Below are 19,969 nucleotides of genomic sequence, written 5' to 3' on the forward strand. Positions count from 1 at the left end.
TGTTTCTTAGTTTTTGTAGTTATACTTGTTTTCTGATACGAGATTACCGTCATTATCTTTTACAAATTTCAGTCGGTTAAATTCATCATAATGATAGGTCATGTTGTATCCTCGGGGATCAATCATTTTAATTAATTGTCCTAAAGAATTATAAGCATAACCTGTGATCATCGCGTTGGGATGATCTGCATACAGATCTGGCAGTAAATTTTCTATATCATTTGCTATAGGGATGTCAGCTTGGTCATCAGAAATTGTAGGATTTGCATTTTCAATTTGAGCAATTATCCATCTGTTGTTAGGATGATATATGATTTCTTTATGCAAGTTTTCATTGACCAGAACTTTAGTTGGTTTAGCCAAGTTGTTATAGCTTTGATATTTTATCCTATTGATAAAGGGATTATTTGCTTTGGACTGATATACGTTATAAGGTAATGGTCCAAGGCCATCAAAACTTTTAAAACTAGTAATAACAGTAGATAATTTTTGGGTGTTTTTAAAACGCTCTATCCGAATCGGTATAGAAATTTTATTTTGATCCACCATAGCATCATATCCAGCCTTTTCCTCGTTATTATATATGTCAAGGTCTGGTAGATTGCCTAATTGATAATCTTTTGGATAGTAATAATGGATTGTCAAATTCTCTGTTGCTTCATTGTTTAGCTCCACAGATCTGAGTAGATAATCAATATCAGCGTCATGAGTGTAGTTTTTAGAAGTCTTTATAGATCCGTTAGAATAATAGTTATATACTATTTCTGATGCTAAAAAACCTCCACGCCCATTAATAGTTCTTCCTATGAGCTGTTTAGTAGCGGATTTTGGATCTAGATTACAATCCGCAAGGTTTGCTGGTCTATTAGGATGATTACTTGAAGTACATATTTCTGGTGGAGCAGCTTCGTTAATTACGACATCATTACTACATTCAAAACAAGATAGGTTTCCTGGATATGTTCCTTCATAAACCTGACCATTAGAATTGTTGTAATATACTTTGTATAAGTATTTGTTTTCTTCATTTAACTGAAATACTAAACCAGGAGAAGAAAAAACCGGATAATCCTCATAGGTAAATGCTCTAGACGATCTTAACCTTCTATAAGCATCGAATACATCTATAGTTTTAGGTTTTCCAATTTTGTAATCAGAAAAATAATTGTTTCCTAATCGATCCGGAACGATACCATGACGCCCTGTATGATAGGTAGTAATAGTATATCCATTTTTAGGAACGGATAATAATCTTGGTTGATCAGGGTCAGTTTCTTCAATTAAAATATCACCTTCGTCAGGAGGTGTTCCTATTGGAGGAGTACTTCCGTCATACTGATCTTCTAATACGCGATTGTATTCATATACTTTTTGGTAAACAATATGGTTTTGTGGCGAACCTGCTGCAGTTGCTTTTCTAACTACTGTTTTAGTATCTATAAAACCTTGATTAGCTTTAAAAATTTTGGAGGAGCTATAACTTACTAAAGAAGGTTTATACAATTCTCTACCACTAGAAAATCCATTGCCCAATCCGGTATCATACTGATATTCTTTTGAAGTCAATTTTGTGTCATTATGGTCATAGTTTGCTATAGATTTTAGGCGTAACCCAGGCTTGGTACTAGTAACTACTTCATATTCCTGAGAACGTCTATCAATGACTTCAATACCTACCGAAGTTCCTTCTTGCTTGTTAGCTATGGTAATTTGGTAATATCCAGAAGCAAAATATACATTGTTATCAGTGTAATCTCCTACCGTAGTATTGGGAAACCAACTAAAACTAGGATTTGGTAAAGAGCCACCTCCCCAGCCAATGAAACCATCATATACTACGGTGTTATTTGGTCTTTTAATGATCCAGGCATCATATAACTGACTTCCAGAATTTGTGAATTTAATGTCATATTTACCACTTTCAGGAATATATAACATTTTGGATTGCACTTTAGGAGGTTGTATATACTTATCCCTACAAAGACCTCTACAATCAAAAGTACTAGTGCCGCCAGAAACTATAACCTTTTCTAAAGTAATCGGATCTGCAGCTAAAGTTTTAGAAATTTGATGATTTTCAAAATTGAATATAGAGTATCCTCCTGTTGGATATATCACTTTTTTTAGCACACCTACATTAGATACAGCAGCGTTTGGATTACGATCTGCTCCAGCTATCTGGAGGTTGTTTTCCTCAATCTTTGGGAATAATGTGGTATTGTTTTTACCATTATAATATCCCATATAATCTTGAGCTTTCGAATTTCTTGCAGGAACAGCTGTTGGACTATAATACTCAAAACCAAACTTTTTATTTAACAAGTCATCGGCGTTTTTGAACGCCACAACATCTAGTTTTAATTTAATTTTTAAATGATCCCAATTAGAAACTGTTTGTGGATTGTTAGCTAGCGCAGATGGGCCAAAATAACTATGCTGCAGGTCGACGCTTTGTACAAGATCATTTATGTTTGTCTTATGATTGTATTGATATATATCGATGGCATCAATAACATTTTGTACAGAAGTATAGGTGTTGTTGGTGCGATTTACCTGTCTGTAATCATATCGATCACTTAAATTGATGTCATAAATTTGTCGTCCATTATAAGAAACACTGGTTAGAAAAAGTTGTTTAATACTTATATCAGGTGTAATACTACTGATATTGTCGATTCCATGATTAACCTGATTTGGTTTAATAGTTGTGGAGGCAATTTCATATTCTTGTGCTATAACGATCTCACTGCTATAAGGTTGTTGTTCATACTGAAATGTATAAATGTCTGCTCTATTGGGAGATTCAATTTTTGTTAGTACCCAAGAAGAATTATATATCTGTAATAGGCTATAAGAATTAAAAGAACTGTCATCTCCAATTTTTCTAGTTTGTTCAGCCATTTCAAAATGGTAACGACTGCCATCCTCTCCTGTAATAATCCATCCTTGAATATCCTGATTTGACGAAGAAGGAAATCCTCCAATGAGTTCAACTTGTATTCGCGGATTAGAAATAACTTTGGCTTCCATTCCACCACTAATATCAAATGCAATTACTTCATTAATTCCTAATGCATTCAAAGTAAAATAATCAGGATGTACATCAATACGGCCTTTTTCTATGTCCTTTGTCCATTCATAATGATCTTTTGCAGAAGAGACACTGCCAAACATACCGCCTTGACCATAATAGTTTTGTAAACTAGCTCTTGTATCTGCATCAAAAACAGTTTGACCACTGATACCGTTATCGGGTAATCCATTGACCACTCTGGAAATTCTACCACCTAGATTCAAATTCCATCCTAAACCAGCTCCTGTAGCCACTTGGGATACTTTGATATTCTGATCATAAGATAAACTCATGGGGAGCGACATCTCTGCTCCAGTATGTGTAAATAATGGTAAGGAATATCCTAAATTACCGGTGTAACTGTTTACGGGAACTTGTCCATATTGCATAAAAGCATATGCCTCAGGAGACAGAGGGGTTGGGATTGAACGACTGAGTTCACTTACATAGTCGAATCCAGCATTAGTTTGGTTGTCTTGAGCCCAACAAGAAATTCCTATGATTATTAAAAAAGTGGTAATATATTTTTGTATAAACATTTTTCTTCTTTTTGAGGAATTATTTCTTTTCTAATAGAGATTCAATCTTTGCAAGTCTCGCTTCGAGTTCGCTATTTTTAGCTTTTACTTCTTGTAGTCTTTTAATTTCCTTTTCTTGGTAATCAAGTTTCTTCTCCTGCGCAATTGTATATAAGGTAAGCTCTTCAATTTTCTCTAATAGTTTAGCATTCATTTCACCTAATTGGATACCATTTTGCTCCACTTCAGCAGCAGATGGAATGTTGATGAGGTGTCCTTTTTGGTCAATATGGTTTTCTACTTGTCTTAGAGTAGGTAATTCATAAGCATCTTCAAATACATAGTCTGGCCAACTATTTTGTAAAGCCACTTTTATTTCTTCTGCGATAACTTTTCCCGCTACTGCTAATTTGTATCCTTGGGTATTGGTGGTGCCTATACCTACATTACCCTCGTTGTTGATAATCATTCGGGTAGCAGGAGTAATGGTTTGACCGCTTGAGGTATTCTCCCTATTTGCGTAGAAATAAAGATGTCCCCAGGATGCTTTAACTCCAGCATAACCATAACTATTGGTGTGAGAATATGGAGTGAAAAGTTTATTATGGTCGGTACCACCATTTTGAATCGCTAAGTTGGTTCCAAATACAGCATTCCCTCCACTTGATCCCGAGATGGTAGCACCAAAATTATTTCCTACTACGACTTGGGCGTTTGGAGCAGAAACTCCTAAGCCTAAATTTCCCTTATAGTCCATTAGAAGATCATTTTCTCCAAAATTTAATCGTCCAAATTTAGCAGTAAGTAAAACAGACCCTTCGCCATTAGGCAAAGTTCCTTCGAAAAGTGTACCTCCGGTCCAGGCTGAGCTGTCCAAATGAACATCGAGTAAAGGAATATTTATAGTAAAATTTACTTCCAAATAAGAGCTCGTGCTATCATAGGTAATTCGAGCATCATACCAATGCCCATTATCGGATATAGAAGTTAGATTTAATCCTCCATAATTACTCCATCCCTTAAACCAAGAAATGGTTGCTACTCTTGGAGTAGTAGCGCCACCTTTAGTCATAAGAGTAATTTTATTATAGCCTCTTCCAGCTCCTCCATCTAGTTTAGCAACTCTTTTCCAACCTGGACTGTCAACAGTTACTGTTTTACTTATGTGGGTTTGAGCATTTATTACGAATGTGAAAAGGCACATTAAAAATAACAATGAGTTTTTCATAATTTAAAAATTGATTATATGATGTATTTTCCTTGAAATTCTCTCATTTAGAAAAGAATTATATAAGATAGTTTCAAAACGAAGGGATATGTTACTATAGAAATTATGATTATTTGCTATCCAGAATTTTGTTTAGTTTTTCTTCTAAAATTTTGATTCGATCTTTCTGTTCCTTTAATTCTTTCTCCTGCGCAATCGTATACAAAGTCAATTCTTCGATTTTTTCGAGGAGTTTAGCATTCATTTCCCCTAATTGAATCCCGTTTTGCGCTACTTCTGCAGCAGATGGAATGTTGATCAGATGTCCTTTTTGATCAATATGATTTTCCACTTCTTGTAAAGTTGGCAATGCATATGAATCTTCGAATACAAAGTCTGGCCAACTATTTTGTAAAGCCACTTTTATTTCTTCTGCGACAACTTTTCCCGCTACTGCTAATTTGTATCCCTGGGTATTGGTGGTGCCTATACCAACGTTACCGTAGTTGTTTACATAAAAAGTAGATATCCATTCTCCATTTTGCCAATTTTTATAACCTATATTAAAACTACCTAGGGAATCATCCCCTATTCTTAATTTTACCACAGCATTATCAACGCCAGCATCTTCTCGAAAAATTGCGGTATAATCAGAATTAGATCCTAAATCAGGATCTATTAATACTAATTCTTTAGATTGGATACTACCATTCACGTCTAATTTTCTAGAAGGAGAAGTAGTCCCAATCCCTACATTACCTCCATTAAAATAGGTTATACCATTGGATGCAATTTGAAATTTATTCTGAAAACTAGAATTCCTTCCTATTATATAGCCATGTTCATTTCCATTTAACGAAATTATGTAACTACCTCCCTTTTGCACATTAATAAAACTCTGTCCTGATATAGTTCCATTAACGTCTAATTTTCTGGAAGGAGAATTGGTTCCAATACCTACATTACCATTAGAGGTAAGCGTCATTATATCTGACCATGTAGAAGAATTATGTCTTCCTTGGAAATTTAGTAAAGTTTGACCTCCAGGATCAGTATTAAGAATTCTATGGCCAAAACCAGAACCATAATTAGATGTATACCAGGTTATAGATTTATTTGTGCTGTAATTGGCAGTTAGGTTATCGAAGTTGGTGTTTTGCCCAAAAACATTAATGCTTGATATTAAAATGCACAAAAAGAACAATGAGTTTCTCATAATTTAAAAATTAACTATGTTATGATATTTTTTTAATACTCTTTTTATTCAAGAAAGGCGACAAAAGTAATAGTTGTATATGAATACGATCAGCAAGAAATCAGATTGTTATCAACAAAATTTGATTAAATTCTGTATTAATATTTTTTCGATTTCCCTTACAACTTCTTCCTTTTTATTCAGAGTACTATTAGGTAGTGTCGAAAAGAGAAGAAATGTTACTATAGAAATTACACTTTTTTAGAAAAAAGTTTTGGATGGGTGTTGGATATTGGATTTTTTAGGAGATTATAGTTTTCCCTCTTCCTAATTCGGTCATAAGACTTCTGTCTTCTATTGATGAAAAAAAAGGAAAAAATTATTTAGGCTTTATCAAATGGGAGAAAAACGTATTACAACTGTTCTTTAATCTTTAACAATTGAGCACGTATAGATTCTAATTTTCGGATGATATCAAAGCTATCTAAAGCTTCTTGCTTTTGTTCTTTAAGGTGAGTTTTAGCACCTTCTAAGGTAAAACCTCGTTCTTTTACCAAATGGTAGATAAGCTCTAAATTTTTAATGTCTTCTGGAGTAAACTTTCGATTTCCTTTGGCATTTTTTTTAGGTTTTAAAATATCAAATTCCTTTTCCCAAAAACGGATAAGAGAAGCATTTACATCAAATGCATCAGCTACTTCACCAATACCATAATATAATTTTTTGGGTAAGTCTACGTACATATTTAGTTCTCTTTTTGTTGGGTAAAACTCCCATCTTCTTTAAATACCAAATTGCTTTCTGGAAAATCTTCCTCTGTCAATTTTTTAATTTCTTTTAGAGCTCTTTTTTTGTCATCCATAAACGGATAGATCTCATCAATCTGTTTAGCAGAATGTAATTTGCCTTGGATAAAATTACCTTCCGGATCGATATCGATCTCTGCTATGGGTGCATATCCTTTAATTCCAGTTAAATTAAATCTAGAATAAGTGCAAAAATTTCCTAAACTATAAGCAATAAATTTGTTATTATATACTTCAAAAGCTCTGGAAACGTGCGGTCCATGGCCTAAAATAACGTCTGCTCCTGCATCTATTAATGTATGTGCAAACAGGTATACATTACCGCGATCTTCACCGTAAAAACGTTCTGTTTTTCTAGGTACATGCGTATGATCCGATCCTTCTGCACCACCGTGGAAAGAAACAATTACAATATCTGCTTTTTCCTTCAGTTCCTTTACAATCCTTTTTGCTTTGGTTAAGTTATGAATTTTTACGCAATCTTTGTTTGGGGCAAAGGCACAAAATCCGTACGTGATTCCATTTTTTTCGAAAATAGTAGATTCCTGTGCGAAAATTCCAGCATAGGCAATGTTATGTTTCTCTAAAGTTTTAGCCGTGTTTTTGATACCTATAGCTCCAAAATCACCAATATGGTTATTCGCAACACTCATCACATCAAATCCGCTTTCCTCTAAATATTGACCAAAGAATTCCGGAGAACGAAACGAGTAACATTTAGAAGGGTCAGAACAACGCTTGGCATTTTTACCTTCGTCAGTAAGCGTGCCTTCTAGATTTCCAAAAAGAATATCTGCTTGTTGCAATACTATGTTCACATCATCGAATGGTCCTTTGTCTTTTGGAGGTAGGTAACTTTCGTTAGGAAAATTGGTTCCCATCATGATATCTCCAACAGCCATGAGTTTTATGCTTTTGGGAGCAGACAGTTTTTCCATTTCTAGTTTAAAATCCTCCACAATTGTGGTCATGGAGTCAATGGCTTCTTTTGAAAATTTCTGAGCTTGTATTGTAGTGCTAAAACCAATTAGAATTACAAAAAGAAGTGCTTTGCGCATATAGACTAGTCTAAAGTTTCATTAATAAGAGAAGAAGCTTTTAGCATTTCATTAAATTCCTCAGAAGTTAAACTTCCATAATAGAAGTTACGAGGATTAATACGTTCACCATCTTTAAATATTTCATAATGAAGGTGAGGCGCTACGGATCTACCGGTACTACCTACGTATCCAATAATATCTCCACGTTTTACTTTCTGTCCTTTCTTTACATTGTATTTGCTTAAATGAGCATACAAACTAACATAGTTAAACCCGTGATCTATTCTTATATGTTTTCCGTAACCACTTGAGTTTGCATCTGCACGAGTAACTGTTCCATTTCCAGAAGCATAAATTGGGGTTCCTGTAGCTGCAGAAAAATCCATTCCATAGTGAAACTTTCGGGCTTTGGTAAAAGGGTCACTTCTCCATCCATAACCAGAGGCCATACGTTTTAGATCAGAATTTTCGATCGGTTGAATTGCGGGAATCGTAGCAAGTAATTCTTCTTTCTGTTCTGCTAATTCTTTAATCTCATCTAAAGATATAGATTGAACAGCGATTTGTTTGGTAAGTTTATCTATTTGTTTTTGGCTTTCAATAATCATTTCAGAGTTATCGTAACCTTCATAACCTTTGTATCTATTTACTCCACCGAATCCAGCATTTCGTACTTCTTCAGGAATTGGTGGTGCACCAAAATATAAGCGGTAAATATTATCATCTCTTTCTGCAATTTCAGCAAGAACAGCATGATCTTTTTTCAATTGCTTGTTCATAAGTTCATATTGCAGTTTCATATTGTCTAATTCCCTTTTATATGCTTTCTCTTTAGGAGTTTCTAATTGAGGAATATTTAGGTAGATTACCAGAAGGATGAAGCCTGCTAAAAAAGCACCAAGAATCCCCAAGATGGCAAAACCAAATTTACGACCCTTTTTTTGCTCAATTCTACGATAAGATAGCGTCTCGCTATCGTAGTAATATTTAACCTTTGACATAATCTAAAATATACTATTTTTGCAGGATGTTAGCCAAAAACAGGCTAATTTATACTTTGAGGCTGCAACAAATATAATAAATTGTCGCAAAGTCCAGAAAAAACTGACAATTATCGATGGCGTAGGGAAGTCAGAACTATCGATAACTAACTGATAAGAAATAAAATAGAAGAAAAATGAAATCCCAAGACATCAGAAACCAATTTTTAGCGTTTTTTGAATCCAAAAAACATAGCATAGTGCCTTCTGCACCCATGGTGATCAAAGACGATCCTACACTGATGTTTACCAATGCCGGGATGAACCAGTTTAAAGAATTCTTTTTAGGAAACGGGATACCAAAGAATAATAGAATTGCAGATACCCAAAAATGTTTGCGAGTAAGCGGTAAGCATAACGATTTGGAAGAAGTGGGGATGGATACGTATCACCATACTATGTTTGAAATGTTAGGGAACTGGAGTTTCGGTGATTACTTTAAAAAGGAAGCGATCGAATGGGCATGGGAACTGCTAACTGATGTTTTCGGTATCGATCAAGATATCTTGTATGTGTCAGTTTTTGAAGGAGCAAAAGATGAAAATCTGGAAATGGATCAAGAAGCGTACGATTTGTGGACAAAAATAGTTCCAGAAGATCGTATCATTATGGGGAATAAGAAAGATAATTTCTGGGAGATGGGAGACCAAGGGCCTTGTGGACCGTGTTCGGAGATTCATGTAGATCTAAGATCTGAAGAAGAGAAGGCGAAAATTCCTGGACGTGATTTAGTGAATCAGGATGATCCATTAGTAGTAGAGATTTGGAATCTGGTTTTTATGCAGTTTAATCGTAAAGCTGATGGTTCTTTAGAAAAATTACCAGCACAGCATGTGGATACAGGAATGGGATTTGAGCGTTTGTGTATGGCGTTGCAAGGAGTAAAGTCGAATTATGATACAGATGTATTTACTCCGTTAATTCGAGAAATAGAAACGATTACGAATAGTACGTATGATAAAGATAGTATCCCAACTGAGGATAGTGGTAAGGTAAGTGTTGCTATACGGGTAATTGCAGATCACCTTAGGGCAGTATCTTTTTCGATTGCAGATGGACAGTTACCAAGTAATACAGGTGCTGGATATGTGATTCGTAGAATTCTAAGAAGAGCTATCCGATACGGTTTCACGTTTTTGAATACCAAAGAACCTTTTATCTATAAATTGGTAGATACGCTTAGCAATCAGATGAGTGATGCTTTTCCAGAATTGAAATCTCAGAAAAACTTAATTGTCAATGTAATTAAGGAAGAAGAAAATTCTTTTCTAAGAACCTTGGACCAAGGATTGGTGTTGTTGGATAATGTGATCAAGAATACCAAAGGAAAAGTAGTTTCGGGAGAAAAAGCATTTGAGTTGTATGATACCTATGGTTTTCCAAAAGATTTAACGGCACTTATTTTAAGTGAACAAGGATATGAATATGATGAAGCGAGTTTTGAAGTAGAGTTACAAAAACAAAAAGACCGTTCCAGAGCAGCTTCCGAAGTAAAAGCAGGAGACTGGGAAATCTTATTGCCAGATGCTGAAGAAGAATTTATCGGATACGATCATACTACGGGAGATGCTAAAATCTCTCGTTATCGTAAAGTAAATAGTAAGAAAGATGGAGAACTGTATCAATTAGTACTAGATCAAACTCCATTCTATCCAGAAGGTGGAGGTCAAGTAGGTGATAAAGGATATTTAGAAGTTGCTAATGGAGATGTGGTATATATTGTTGATACTAAAAAAGAGAACAATTTGATTATCCATTTTGCTAAAAGTTTGCCGAAGCATTTAGGAGAAACTTACAAGGCAGTAGTAGATACAAAACAACGCACCAGAACCGCTTCTAATCATACGGCAACACACTTATTACATCAGGCATTGCGCACTGTTTTGGGAACTCATGTAGCTCAGAAAGGTTCGATGGTACATAGTGGGAATTTGAGATTTGATTTCTCTCATTTTTCTAAAGTATCTGCAGATGAGTTACAGCAAGTAGAAGATTTTGTGAATGCTAGAATTAGAGAAGGATTGCCATTAGAAGAAAAACGAAGTATATCTTATGATCAAGCAATTGCAGAAGGTGCAATAGCATTATTCGGAGAGAAATATGGGGATTCAGTAAGAGCAATTCGTTTTGGAGAGTCTATGGAATTATGTGGAGGAATTCACGTGCAAAACACTAGTGATATTTGGCATTTTAAAATTACTTCTGAAAGTGCTGTCGCAGCGGGAATTCGAAGAATAGAGGCGATCACGAGTGATGCTGCTAAAGATTACTTCACAAATCAATCGGAAGCTTTTTCGGAAGTAAAAGCAGTATTGAAAAATGCAAAAGATCCTGTAAAAGCAATTACTGCTTTGCAAGAGGAGAATGCAAGTCTTAAAAAACAAATAGAAGCGCTTCTTAAAGATAAAGCCAAAAACCTAAAAGGAGATCTTAAAGCTGAATTTGAAGAAGTAAATGGAATTCAGTTTTTAAGTAAAAAAGTAGATCTAGATCCAGCAGGAATTAAAGATCTATCCTTTGAATTAGGAGGAGAAGTATCAAATGCATTTATGCTTTTTGGAGCGGATAATAATGGCAAAGCATTATTGTCTTGTTATATCTCTAAAAACTTGGTTGAAGAGAAAGGGCTTAATGCTGGTCAGGTGGTTCGCGAACTTGGAAAATATATCCAAGGTGGTGGCGGTGGTCAACCGTTTTTTGCAACAGCAGGTGGTAAAAATCCAGCAGGTATCGAAGAAGCCTTAGAAAAAGTAAAAGAATATTTAAACTGATAGCTCGTTAAGATGTAGAGTGAAACCTTATTTGCGTCTCTTCGAGATATAACATATATGAACTTACAAACCAACATACCCTTAAAACCTCAGCAACCTAAGATCAACTATGATTCTAATCTAGTGTTACTAGGATCGTGTTTTGCTGAAAATATTGGAGAGAAGTTCTCGTACTTTAAATATAAGTCTTTAGTAAACCCTTTCGGTATACTTTTTCATCCTAAAGCTATTGAGACATTTTTGTGGATGGCTACTCAGCAGGAAAAGTATACCGAAACGGATTTATTTTTTCATAACGAACGATGGCATTGCTTTGATGCGCATTCTAAATTGAGTCACCCAGATCAAAAAACAGTGTTGAATACACTAAATCAAGGGTTGGATCATACGTATAATGATATGCTGTCTGCTACGCATATTTGTATAACTCTAGGAACAGCCTGGGTATATCGACTGCAAGCGTTAGACATGATTGTAGCAAATTGTCATAAAATTCCTCAAAAAGAGTTTTCTAAAGAAATATTGTCCGTTGCCGAAGTAGTGCAATGTTTGCAGAATAGTGTTGGTTTGATCAGAAGTTTTAATCCAGATGTTCAGATAATTTTCACAGTATCTCCTGTTAGACATAGTAAAGACGGTTTTGTAGAAAATAATCGTAGCAAGTCGCATCTTATCGCTGCAATACATCAGATTATTAGCGTTGATCAGAATAGTACTTATTTTCCTTCCTATGAGATTATGATGGATGAACTTAGGGATTATCGATTTTATAAAGAAGATATGATTCATCCTAGTTCACTAGCTATTGATTATATCTGGGAACGTTTTAAGCAAACCTGGATTGATGAAAATGCCCTGCCGACTATGGATAAGGTAAATGAAATACAAAACGGGATAGCACATCGACCTTTTAATCCCGATAGCGACCAACATCATCAGTTTCTTCAGAAATTAGAACAAAAAAAACTACAAATCCAGCAGCAATATTCTTTTATTAAGTTCTAATTTAGGAAACCAGATAATACTTGTAGACTTCCTGCCAATATTCCTGCACCAAGAGAAGTGGTATTGTAAGGATTGTCCCAATTTCTTCGATCTACAGAATAAGATGTAAATGGGTCAAATAAGAATTCATGAGTAAAAGCATTGCTCGTAACCGCAACAAATGGACGAGATCTTGAGATTCCAAAAACTGGGTAATCAGAAATTCTTGAGGCACCAAAAAAAAGTCGATAGTCTACATTATTCTTACTGATTCCTGTTAATTGATAGTTCTTATACACAGAAACGGGAATAGAATCTATAATTAAAGTTTTCTGAACGTTCTTTTTCTTTGTCAATGACGGATTTTGTAGCGATTGCGCAGGTAGTATTTGAATACAAACAAAGCAAACGATGCAGAATAAAAGATTAAAATTTTTCATATTTCAAAAGGTTAGTAGGGTTTTGAAGAAAAATAGCATCAAAAAATATTCCATAAATATACACTATAAAATGTTAACTTTTTGATTTATTGAAAGACAAAAGGAAGGATAGATATAAGTATAAAAGTCTTTATTGTGAGGTTTTTTTACGTGAGATCGGGTGATGACTACGGTGGTTGCGCCCGATCTTTATCTAATGACTTCTCCTTAATTCCTCTTCTAATAAAACAATTTTAGTTTCTAAATCATGAAGCCTGTCATAAACATCTACAGGTTCAGGCATTTGTTTGGAAGCGAACATGGTAACATACCAAGCTTCCATAATTTCCTCAGAATTTATTGTGTAGGTAGGATAGTTTCCGTTTTTATTGTCAGATTTTAGAATAAGCTTACCTCTTTCTTCAATGCGATTGATTACTCGTTTTAACACAATACCGTCATTCTTACTTACAATTACGTAGATCCTTCCGTCTTTTATATCCTGTAAATCTTCCACATACTTCCCAAAAACCAAATCTCCATCAAAAAAAGTACGCACCATGGAATTTCCTTGTACTTCAAAACATCTAAAGGTTCCATTGGTAAGATGAGGCATATTAAAAGAAGGAAGTGTTTCTATAAATTCAGTATCTCCATATCCATCTAAATAACCAGCACGTGCTTTTATGGGTACGTAAACTACATTTTCGTCTCCTTCTTGATTTACAGCAACAACTTGCGGAATTCCACCATATGTTGAAATTTCTTGTTGTTTTTGTTTTAATATTTGATTGCTTTTACCAAAAAGATACTCAGGATCTATAGAAAATTCTTCAATCATACGTTCTAATAAATCGTACCCGGGTTTGGTTCGTTTTCTAGAGCCGTCAGATTGCAGTCTTCCTGTGGTAATGCTATCTATTGTTGTGCTGGTGACTCCTATGCGTTTGGCAAAAGAATGATTATTTAATCCAAAAAAATCTATTATCTCCCTTATTTTCGTGTCAATTTCTACCATTTTCCCATTCTTTTTGTTAAAAACATATGATGAAAATAAAATTAAACATTTTACGGAATTTTTCTGTATTTTGTTGTAAATTTCTGTAAAATGTTGTATATTTGTACTGTAATTAGTTGCTAAAATACGAAAAAGAATTCATAATCAAACATTTGTATTAATTCTATTGCAACATTTTCAGGTGAAATAGTATAAGACGTCGTGCTAAAATCACTTTAGACGGGTAACTGTTCAAACTTTTGTTTGAATAGGGTGATGTTTTTGTGTCTAATTTTAAAATAAGAGACCTATGCAACGAAGTAAACTGTTATTAGAAAAGCGTAAACAGTTTGTTCATAATTATGTACAAAACAATTCAGAAAAACAAATGAAAGTCATCGTTGAAGAGCTGATAGAACAGCTCTTCATTTCCGAAAAAACAATTTATAATATTTTAAAAGACTAAATATGAGTCAAAACATTAAGAATACACTGTATCGATTTGTTACAATGCGCTCTGCAGAGCTAATTGGAGATGAAGAAAAGAGAATTGGATTTATCAGTTATCCAGAGGCTCAAACAGATGTTGCTGTGGCTTCCGCTTTGATCACAGATGAGAGTGCGGATGTTTCTCGAAACGAATTAACTGCAGTTGCTTCTATATATGTTCCTAAATTTAAAACTGTAGAGGATGTTAAAAAAGCATTTCCAGATTTGGCTGAATTTGCAAAATGGTTAATTACAAATAGAACCAAATTAACAGTCGCAGAAACAGATGACAGAGTAGCTGATGTGGCTGGTGAAACCTTATCAACTATAGCCTTAAAATCGCTTTGGGATGATTTGCACAATAGTATTCTAACAAGTGGCTCTCCATATCTAAGAGATTTGTTACTTTCTATTATTGTAGCGGATTATTTTATCAAACAATCTGTACGATTAGAAAAAACCGATGAAGCTTACAGAAAGATGGCACAATCACGGGTGATCATTGACAAATCTTTATTCGAAAATAATGATGACGAAGGATCTGATCCTCTTCCAACTCCGGTAGTGATGGCAAAGGATTTTCAGAAAGAAATGGATATTGCTACAGCTATCGAGAAAAATGAAGAGTTGAGTTTGATTTTAAAAGAAGTTGAACGTGCAGAAACAGTGTATGTAAGGGAAAATGAAAAGGCTAGAGAAATTTACCAAAGAGATTATGATGGGTTGGTTTCAAAAGCGTATAAGGATGCTACGATTATTGATAAAATTATAGAAGATCCTGGATCGGGAAATAATATCGTAGTTCAGGAATATGAAAATCTAGTACTTCCAGAATATGATTTTTCTATCACTAATGAGTTGGAAGATCCTAAGGTGTTAGCATTATTGGGAGATAAAACTAAAAGTTACATAAATACTTTAGTTTCAGATTTGGCAATAGACTCTTTAGAAGAAGTGAAAGATGTGATCAATGATCAAATCAAGCAAAATGCTGAGGTTATTTCTGAAAACACCTCATCAGGAACCAAACAAGTAAGTGTTTTGGGAGCAACATTACCAGTGTCAGAAATCAATCCTGGACAGGCATTTACGTTTAGTTGCTGTTCTTTGTCGGAATTGGGAAGTAATCGATATTCTATTATCATGACGATTAAAGTTCCAGATACATCCTTAGATGTTACCAGTACTTTGTATCATATGAACTATGCCGATGGAACATCAAATACCAATGGGTTTTTTAGACAAAGAAAATTTAATAATAGTATTTCTTTAAGCCTATATTCTGGAATTGTAATTGATAAACCTGTTAGTAATTTCAAAGGGAATATAACCTTCTCAAATGGTGCGAAATACAAATTCAATATTCCAGATTTCACACCCACTCAATGTGCTACAGGATCATTAATTCTAGTTTCTGGAGGAGATACGGGTACTCCAGAAGAGGAAGCACCAAATGGTTTTGGAATTCAGCGTTTGGGAATTGCAGATTATCGCAAAGTGGAACAAGAAGTTTGTTGCTATGTGCCAGGAGAAGTTTCTCATATCGAGAACATTATGGCCCGTGAGTACAAGGAAAAATCTACTCGAAGATTAAGAAGGCAAGAAGATACAGTGACTGTTGCTACAGAACAAGAATTAGAAACATTAACGGAAACTACTTCCACAGGTCGTTTCGAGATGAATCAAGAGATTGCTTCAGTTCTAGCGCAGGATAGATCATTTGCTGCATCAGCAGGGGTTTCGTATTCTAATGCCGGATTTAATGCTAGTGCTAATGCAAGTTTTGCAAGTAATACCAGTAAAGAAGAATCTGATATTCAGGCGGTAAGTCAAGCAAGAGAAGTGACAGAACGAGCCTTAGATCGCGTAGTTCAAAAAGTGAGAGAAGAGCGAGTTACCAAGGTAATTGAGGAATACGAAGAAAATAGCTCGCATGGTTTCGATAACCGAGAAGGAGATAAGCATATTTCTGGAGTATATCGTTGGGTTGATAAAATTTACAATAATAGAATCCTTAATTATGGGAAGCGTTTAATGTATGAGTTTATGGTGCCTGAACCTGCTGCTTTTCATGATCTGGCTGTTAAACTAAAAGGAGATAGCGATGCAGAGGTATTAGTAAAACCATTAGATCCTAGAACAGCTTCAGGAACAATGAATCTTAAAGATTTTAGGAAGATTACCGATAGTACCTTAGCGCATTGGGCAGGAATTTATAATGTAGAAGTCGATAGTATTGCAAAAGAAATGAATGTTTCTGATTCATTTAGTGTAACTGGAACCAGTTATTTGAGCTCACACAACTATCCTGGTGCAAGTGATTTTAGCCTAAGAATTCCAGAAGGGTACAAAGCTACTAGAGCTTATGTAAATGGAGGTTATGTGTTTGTGCCTAATAGAATAGAGCTAAGTTATGCAACGATTTCTGTAGGTGATAAAAGTTTTAGCCTGTCTGGAAGAGCCTATTGGGATCAGGAAAGAACCTTATATCTAAATGGTGTAGAAAATGAATTAGGAGTTTCTGTAATTGGCTCTGATGTGGGTGGAATTCGCGTGAATGTTGTTGCAAAATGTGTCTTAACAGAAAAAGCTAAGCAACAATGGCAAATGGATTCTTTTGGTAAAATCATCGAGGCATATGAAGCTAAGTTGGCTGAATATGAAGAGAAATTAGCAGAACAAAAGCAATTACAAGAAGAAACCTTCAAGACAAATCCAGGCTTCTATCGTCAAATAGAAAAAACCGTTTTACGCAAGAATTGTATCACATATTTATTGGGTCATGAAAATATGGGACTCAATATGTTTACGGGTAACCAGAATAAGCTAGATGAATATCGTCCAGATCATACGAGTGATCGATTAGATGCGTATGCTGCCAAAGTAAAGTTCTTCGAGCAAGCCTTCGAATGGGATATTATGAGCTATCAATTTTATCCATTTTATTGGGCAAGCAAAAATAATTGGTCTAAGCGATACATTATCGAGAATAACGATCCACTATTCAAGGCATTCTTGCAAAGTGGTATGGCTAGAGTTATTGTAACCGCAAGACCTGGATTCGAAGAAATGGTTAACTGGTATTTAGCAACAGGCCAAATCTGGAATGGTGGACAAGTGCCAACAATTGATGATCCCGAGTTTGTGTCTATCGTAGAAGAATTACGTAACCCAGAAAGTGTAGTTGAAGAAACTTGGGAAACAAGAGTTCCTACCTCGCTTACTGTAATTCAAGCAGGATCTATAGGTCTCAATGTAGAAGGATTACCATGCGATAATGATTGTGCCGATTGGACACAGTTTGACTCTGATCGCAATCCTATCCAGCAAACCGATAATCTTATTGGAGGTAATGAGACTTCACAAGGAGTAGGTACTGATATTATTGGAGAAACAGCGGTTTCATAATCCCAACAATTATAAAGGAATGATGAGTTATAAAACCTGAAAAATGGTTTGCTATTCATCGCATACAAGTGTCCCTATTCTTGGGGATAGGGATGCTGTATGCCCTAAAATAAGTGTTAATACAAAAGAAAGTAATTATGTACGCATACGATTATGGGGTTAGGAATTTTAATAAAAAATATCAACCCTTTCCCAATATAACGGTTTTCAATGATCAAATAGAAGTACTAGACCAGTCCAGTTCATTGTTCTCAGAAGTTCTTATTTATAAACAAGTTACTTTGGATGAGAACAACGATTCTTACGCAAGAATTACGCCTTCAGGAATCGAATATTCAGATCTTTTTATAAAAGAATATTTGCAAAAGTTTGGCCAATTTCAATCAACAGGAGAAACGAGAAATATTGTTGGGTTTTCTGCCCAAAGAGAAATTTTTGAGTTTAAAGGAAATTACTTCGTTTTCAATCCTGAAATTGTGATTTTAGATGAGGTGGTAGTTACTGCTAAAGGAACAGGTAACAAGAAAAAATTCGCACCAGATCTTACGTTGTTGAGTGAGCAATTGCAAGGGTCGGAATTATCAGTGATTTTATTTATTACCAAAGATGGAGCAAAACTAGAACGTGCTTATCAAAAAATAGATCAATTCGGTGCGAATGAGATTGTCATGTTTGTAGAAAAAGACGATGCTTATAACACCTTTGGTTCGGTGATACGAGTAAATTCTGGTGATGAGATTACTGAAAGCACTGAGATACCATTTAATGATATTGCCAAATTAACCAAAACCTTTGAAATCGGAGTTAATTCTTCTGCAATTAAAGAAGTGTTAGAAGATCATGTAAAAGACAAAGACAGTGTTTTTTATCTGATTCGAAATGTATTTCAAAAAGGGATCGAAGTAGTAAACATTCCTGCCAATTTTGCTTTAGAAAAAGTAACAGATGCAATGGATGCTGTTTCCAAAGGTATCGAAGATAATCTTAAGATCGGAAGTAAATACTGGAAAGCATATGATCAAGAAGGAAATCCTGATAAAACTTATAGTCCAATACTTCCAGGTTTTGAATTCATAGAACAATTAGAAACACTGAATGAGAATATAGATTATGATCAGTTATTAAGTGGATTTACTCAAAAGTTAGATGCTTTGGAAAGTCAGTTGCAAACAGGAATTGATAAAATCCCTTTTCAGTTGATTCGTGATTTTGTAAAAGAAAAAGTAAGTGTCCTTTTTGACTTTATTAATGAAGGGAAATCATTTCTAAAAGAAGTGGCTTCACAGGTACTGTCGTTTACCAAAAGCTATTTTATTTTTCTCAATTCTTTTTTAGTAGGACTGATCAATAGTTTGGTTGATGTAATTAAAGGTATTTTTGATCTGATAGGGTTGATCTGCAAGATTGTTATAGGAATCAATAAAGCACAAGAGCAAACTGCCAAAACTCCAGCATCTATGTTTAGCTTATTTGTGGAGCTTTTCGAAAATGCTATGGAGACTACTGCAAAATTATTTACGCTAAAAAATATCAAAGCGTTCTTTAAGTTTATGATTGGGCTTTTTGTGAAATTCCTGACGTCTCCACCATCTATTTCCTCTGATAAATTAGGGTATGGAATAGGATATTTAATCGGGTTTATTGTCGAAGAGGTGGTGTTTGCGATTCTTACTGGAGGTGCAAAAACCGTAGGAACAGCCCTAAAACTGGCTGCTGATTCTTATAAAAGCTTGATTAGAGGTGTATATCGAGCTTCTAAAAAGGCCATCAAATTTACAATCGATGGCATTTTAACTATCATCAGAGAAATACAAAAACAACTGAATGATTTTCCAAAGCTTTTAGATGATTTAGGGAAATGGTTGGATGAGGTTTTGCAAGTGGGGAGGAAATTTTTGGATGAAGCTTATAAAAAACTATTAAGTTTTGAAGAACAAAGACTTCTGAAAAAGATGGGATTCACGCCAACAAAGTTTGATAACGGAATATTAACACTTTGCCCTTTGGGTAAATAATCCCTTT

13 protein-coding genes are annotated in these 19,969 nt (G+C 34.8%); 5 read left to right on the forward strand and 8 right to left on the reverse strand.

Translation table 11 applies throughout. The annotated features are described in order from the left end of the window. Window positions 1-6: 6 nt before the first annotated feature. From Q1A73_RS12625 to Q1A73_RS12650, 6 genes are all read right to left on the reverse strand, one after another. The gene (locus Q1A73_RS12625; RefSeq protein ID WP_299606083.1) at window positions 7-3,612 is read right to left on the reverse strand and encodes an RHS repeat domain-containing protein; all 3,606 of its coding nucleotides are present in this window, start codon (window positions 3,610-3,612) and stop codon (window positions 7-9) included. A 19-nt stretch (window positions 3,613-3,631) separates the two neighbouring features. Further along, window positions 3,632-4,819, reverse strand: coding sequence for a hypothetical protein (locus tag Q1A73_RS12630; RefSeq protein WP_299606085.1), 1,188 nt, complete (start codon window positions 4,817-4,819; stop codon window positions 3,632-3,634). Window positions 4,820-4,928: 109 nt separating this feature from the next. Next, window positions 4,929-6,014, reverse strand: coding sequence for a hypothetical protein (locus tag Q1A73_RS12635; RefSeq protein ID WP_299606087.1), 1,086 nt, complete (start codon window positions 6,012-6,014; stop codon window positions 4,929-4,931). A gap of 392 nt (window positions 6,015-6,406) precedes the next feature. Next, the gene (locus Q1A73_RS12640) at window positions 6,407-6,736 is read right to left on the reverse strand and encodes a MerR family transcriptional regulator (RefSeq protein ID WP_299606090.1); all 330 of its coding nucleotides are present in this window, start codon (window positions 6,734-6,736) and stop codon (window positions 6,407-6,409) included. 2 nt (window positions 6,737-6,738) lie between these two features. Beyond that, on the reverse strand, window positions 6,739-7,857 hold the full coding sequence (locus Q1A73_RS12645; protein WP_299606093.1) for a CapA family protein: 1,119 nt from the start codon (window positions 7,855-7,857) through the stop codon (window positions 6,739-6,741). Window positions 7,858-7,862: 5 nt separating this feature from the next. Continuing rightward, complete coding sequence (locus Q1A73_RS12650) at window positions 7,863-8,840, reverse strand: M23 family metallopeptidase (RefSeq protein WP_299606096.1); 978 nt, start codon at window positions 8,838-8,840, stop codon at window positions 7,863-7,865. A gap of 176 nt (window positions 8,841-9,016) precedes the next feature. Here Q1A73_RS12650 and alaS point away from each other — a divergent pair, with 176 nt between their 5' ends. Continuing rightward, window positions 9,017-11,650: an alanine--tRNA ligase gene (gene alaS / locus Q1A73_RS12655; RefSeq protein WP_299606099.1), complete on the forward strand. Its 2,634-nt coding sequence runs from the start codon at window positions 9,017-9,019 to the stop codon at window positions 11,648-11,650. 57 nt (window positions 11,651-11,707) lie between these two features. Next, entirely contained in the window at window positions 11,708-12,655 is a 948-nt protein-coding gene (locus Q1A73_RS12660) for a GSCFA domain-containing protein (protein WP_299606102.1), read from the forward strand. Here Q1A73_RS12660 and Q1A73_RS12665 read toward each other — a convergent pair. Together Q1A73_RS12665 and Q1A73_RS12670 are read right to left on the reverse strand one after the other, a co-directional pair. After that, entirely contained in the window at window positions 12,652-13,074 is a 423-nt protein-coding gene (locus tag Q1A73_RS12665; RefSeq protein WP_299606105.1) for a hypothetical protein, read from the reverse strand. The two genes, Q1A73_RS12660 and Q1A73_RS12665, sit on opposite strands and share 4 nt — an antisense overlap. Window positions 13,075-13,267: 193 nt before the next feature. Continuing rightward, window positions 13,268-14,071: a S24 family peptidase gene (locus tag Q1A73_RS12670; RefSeq protein WP_299606108.1), complete on the reverse strand. Its 804-nt coding sequence runs from the start codon at window positions 14,069-14,071 to the stop codon at window positions 13,268-13,270. Between the two features lie 289 nt (window positions 14,072-14,360). Between Q1A73_RS12670 and Q1A73_RS12675 the strand changes: the two genes are divergently transcribed. The 3 genes from Q1A73_RS12675 (at window position 14,361) to Q1A73_RS12685 (ending at window position 19,962) form a co-directional block, all read left to right on the forward strand. Beyond that, window positions 14,361-14,516 carry a hypothetical protein gene (locus Q1A73_RS12675; protein ID WP_299606110.1) on the forward strand — a complete coding sequence of 52 codons (156 nt, stop codon included), beginning with the start codon at window positions 14,361-14,363 and terminating at the stop codon, window positions 14,514-14,516. Window positions 14,517-14,518: 2 nt separating this feature from the next. Then, the gene (locus tag Q1A73_RS12680; RefSeq protein WP_299606113.1) at window positions 14,519-17,947 is read left to right on the forward strand and encodes a hypothetical protein; all 3,429 of its coding nucleotides are present in this window, start codon (window positions 14,519-14,521) and stop codon (window positions 17,945-17,947) included. A 137-nt stretch (window positions 17,948-18,084) separates the two neighbouring features. Then, window positions 18,085-19,962, forward strand: a complete 1,878-nt coding sequence (locus Q1A73_RS12685; RefSeq protein ID WP_299606116.1) for a hypothetical protein — start codon at window positions 18,085-18,087, stop codon at window positions 19,960-19,962. Window positions 19,963-19,969 lie beyond the last annotated feature (7 nt).

Source organism: uncultured Aquimarina sp., assembly GCF_947492115.1.
Lineage (GTDB): Bacteria > Bacteroidota > Bacteroidia > Flavobacteriales > Flavobacteriaceae > Aquimarina.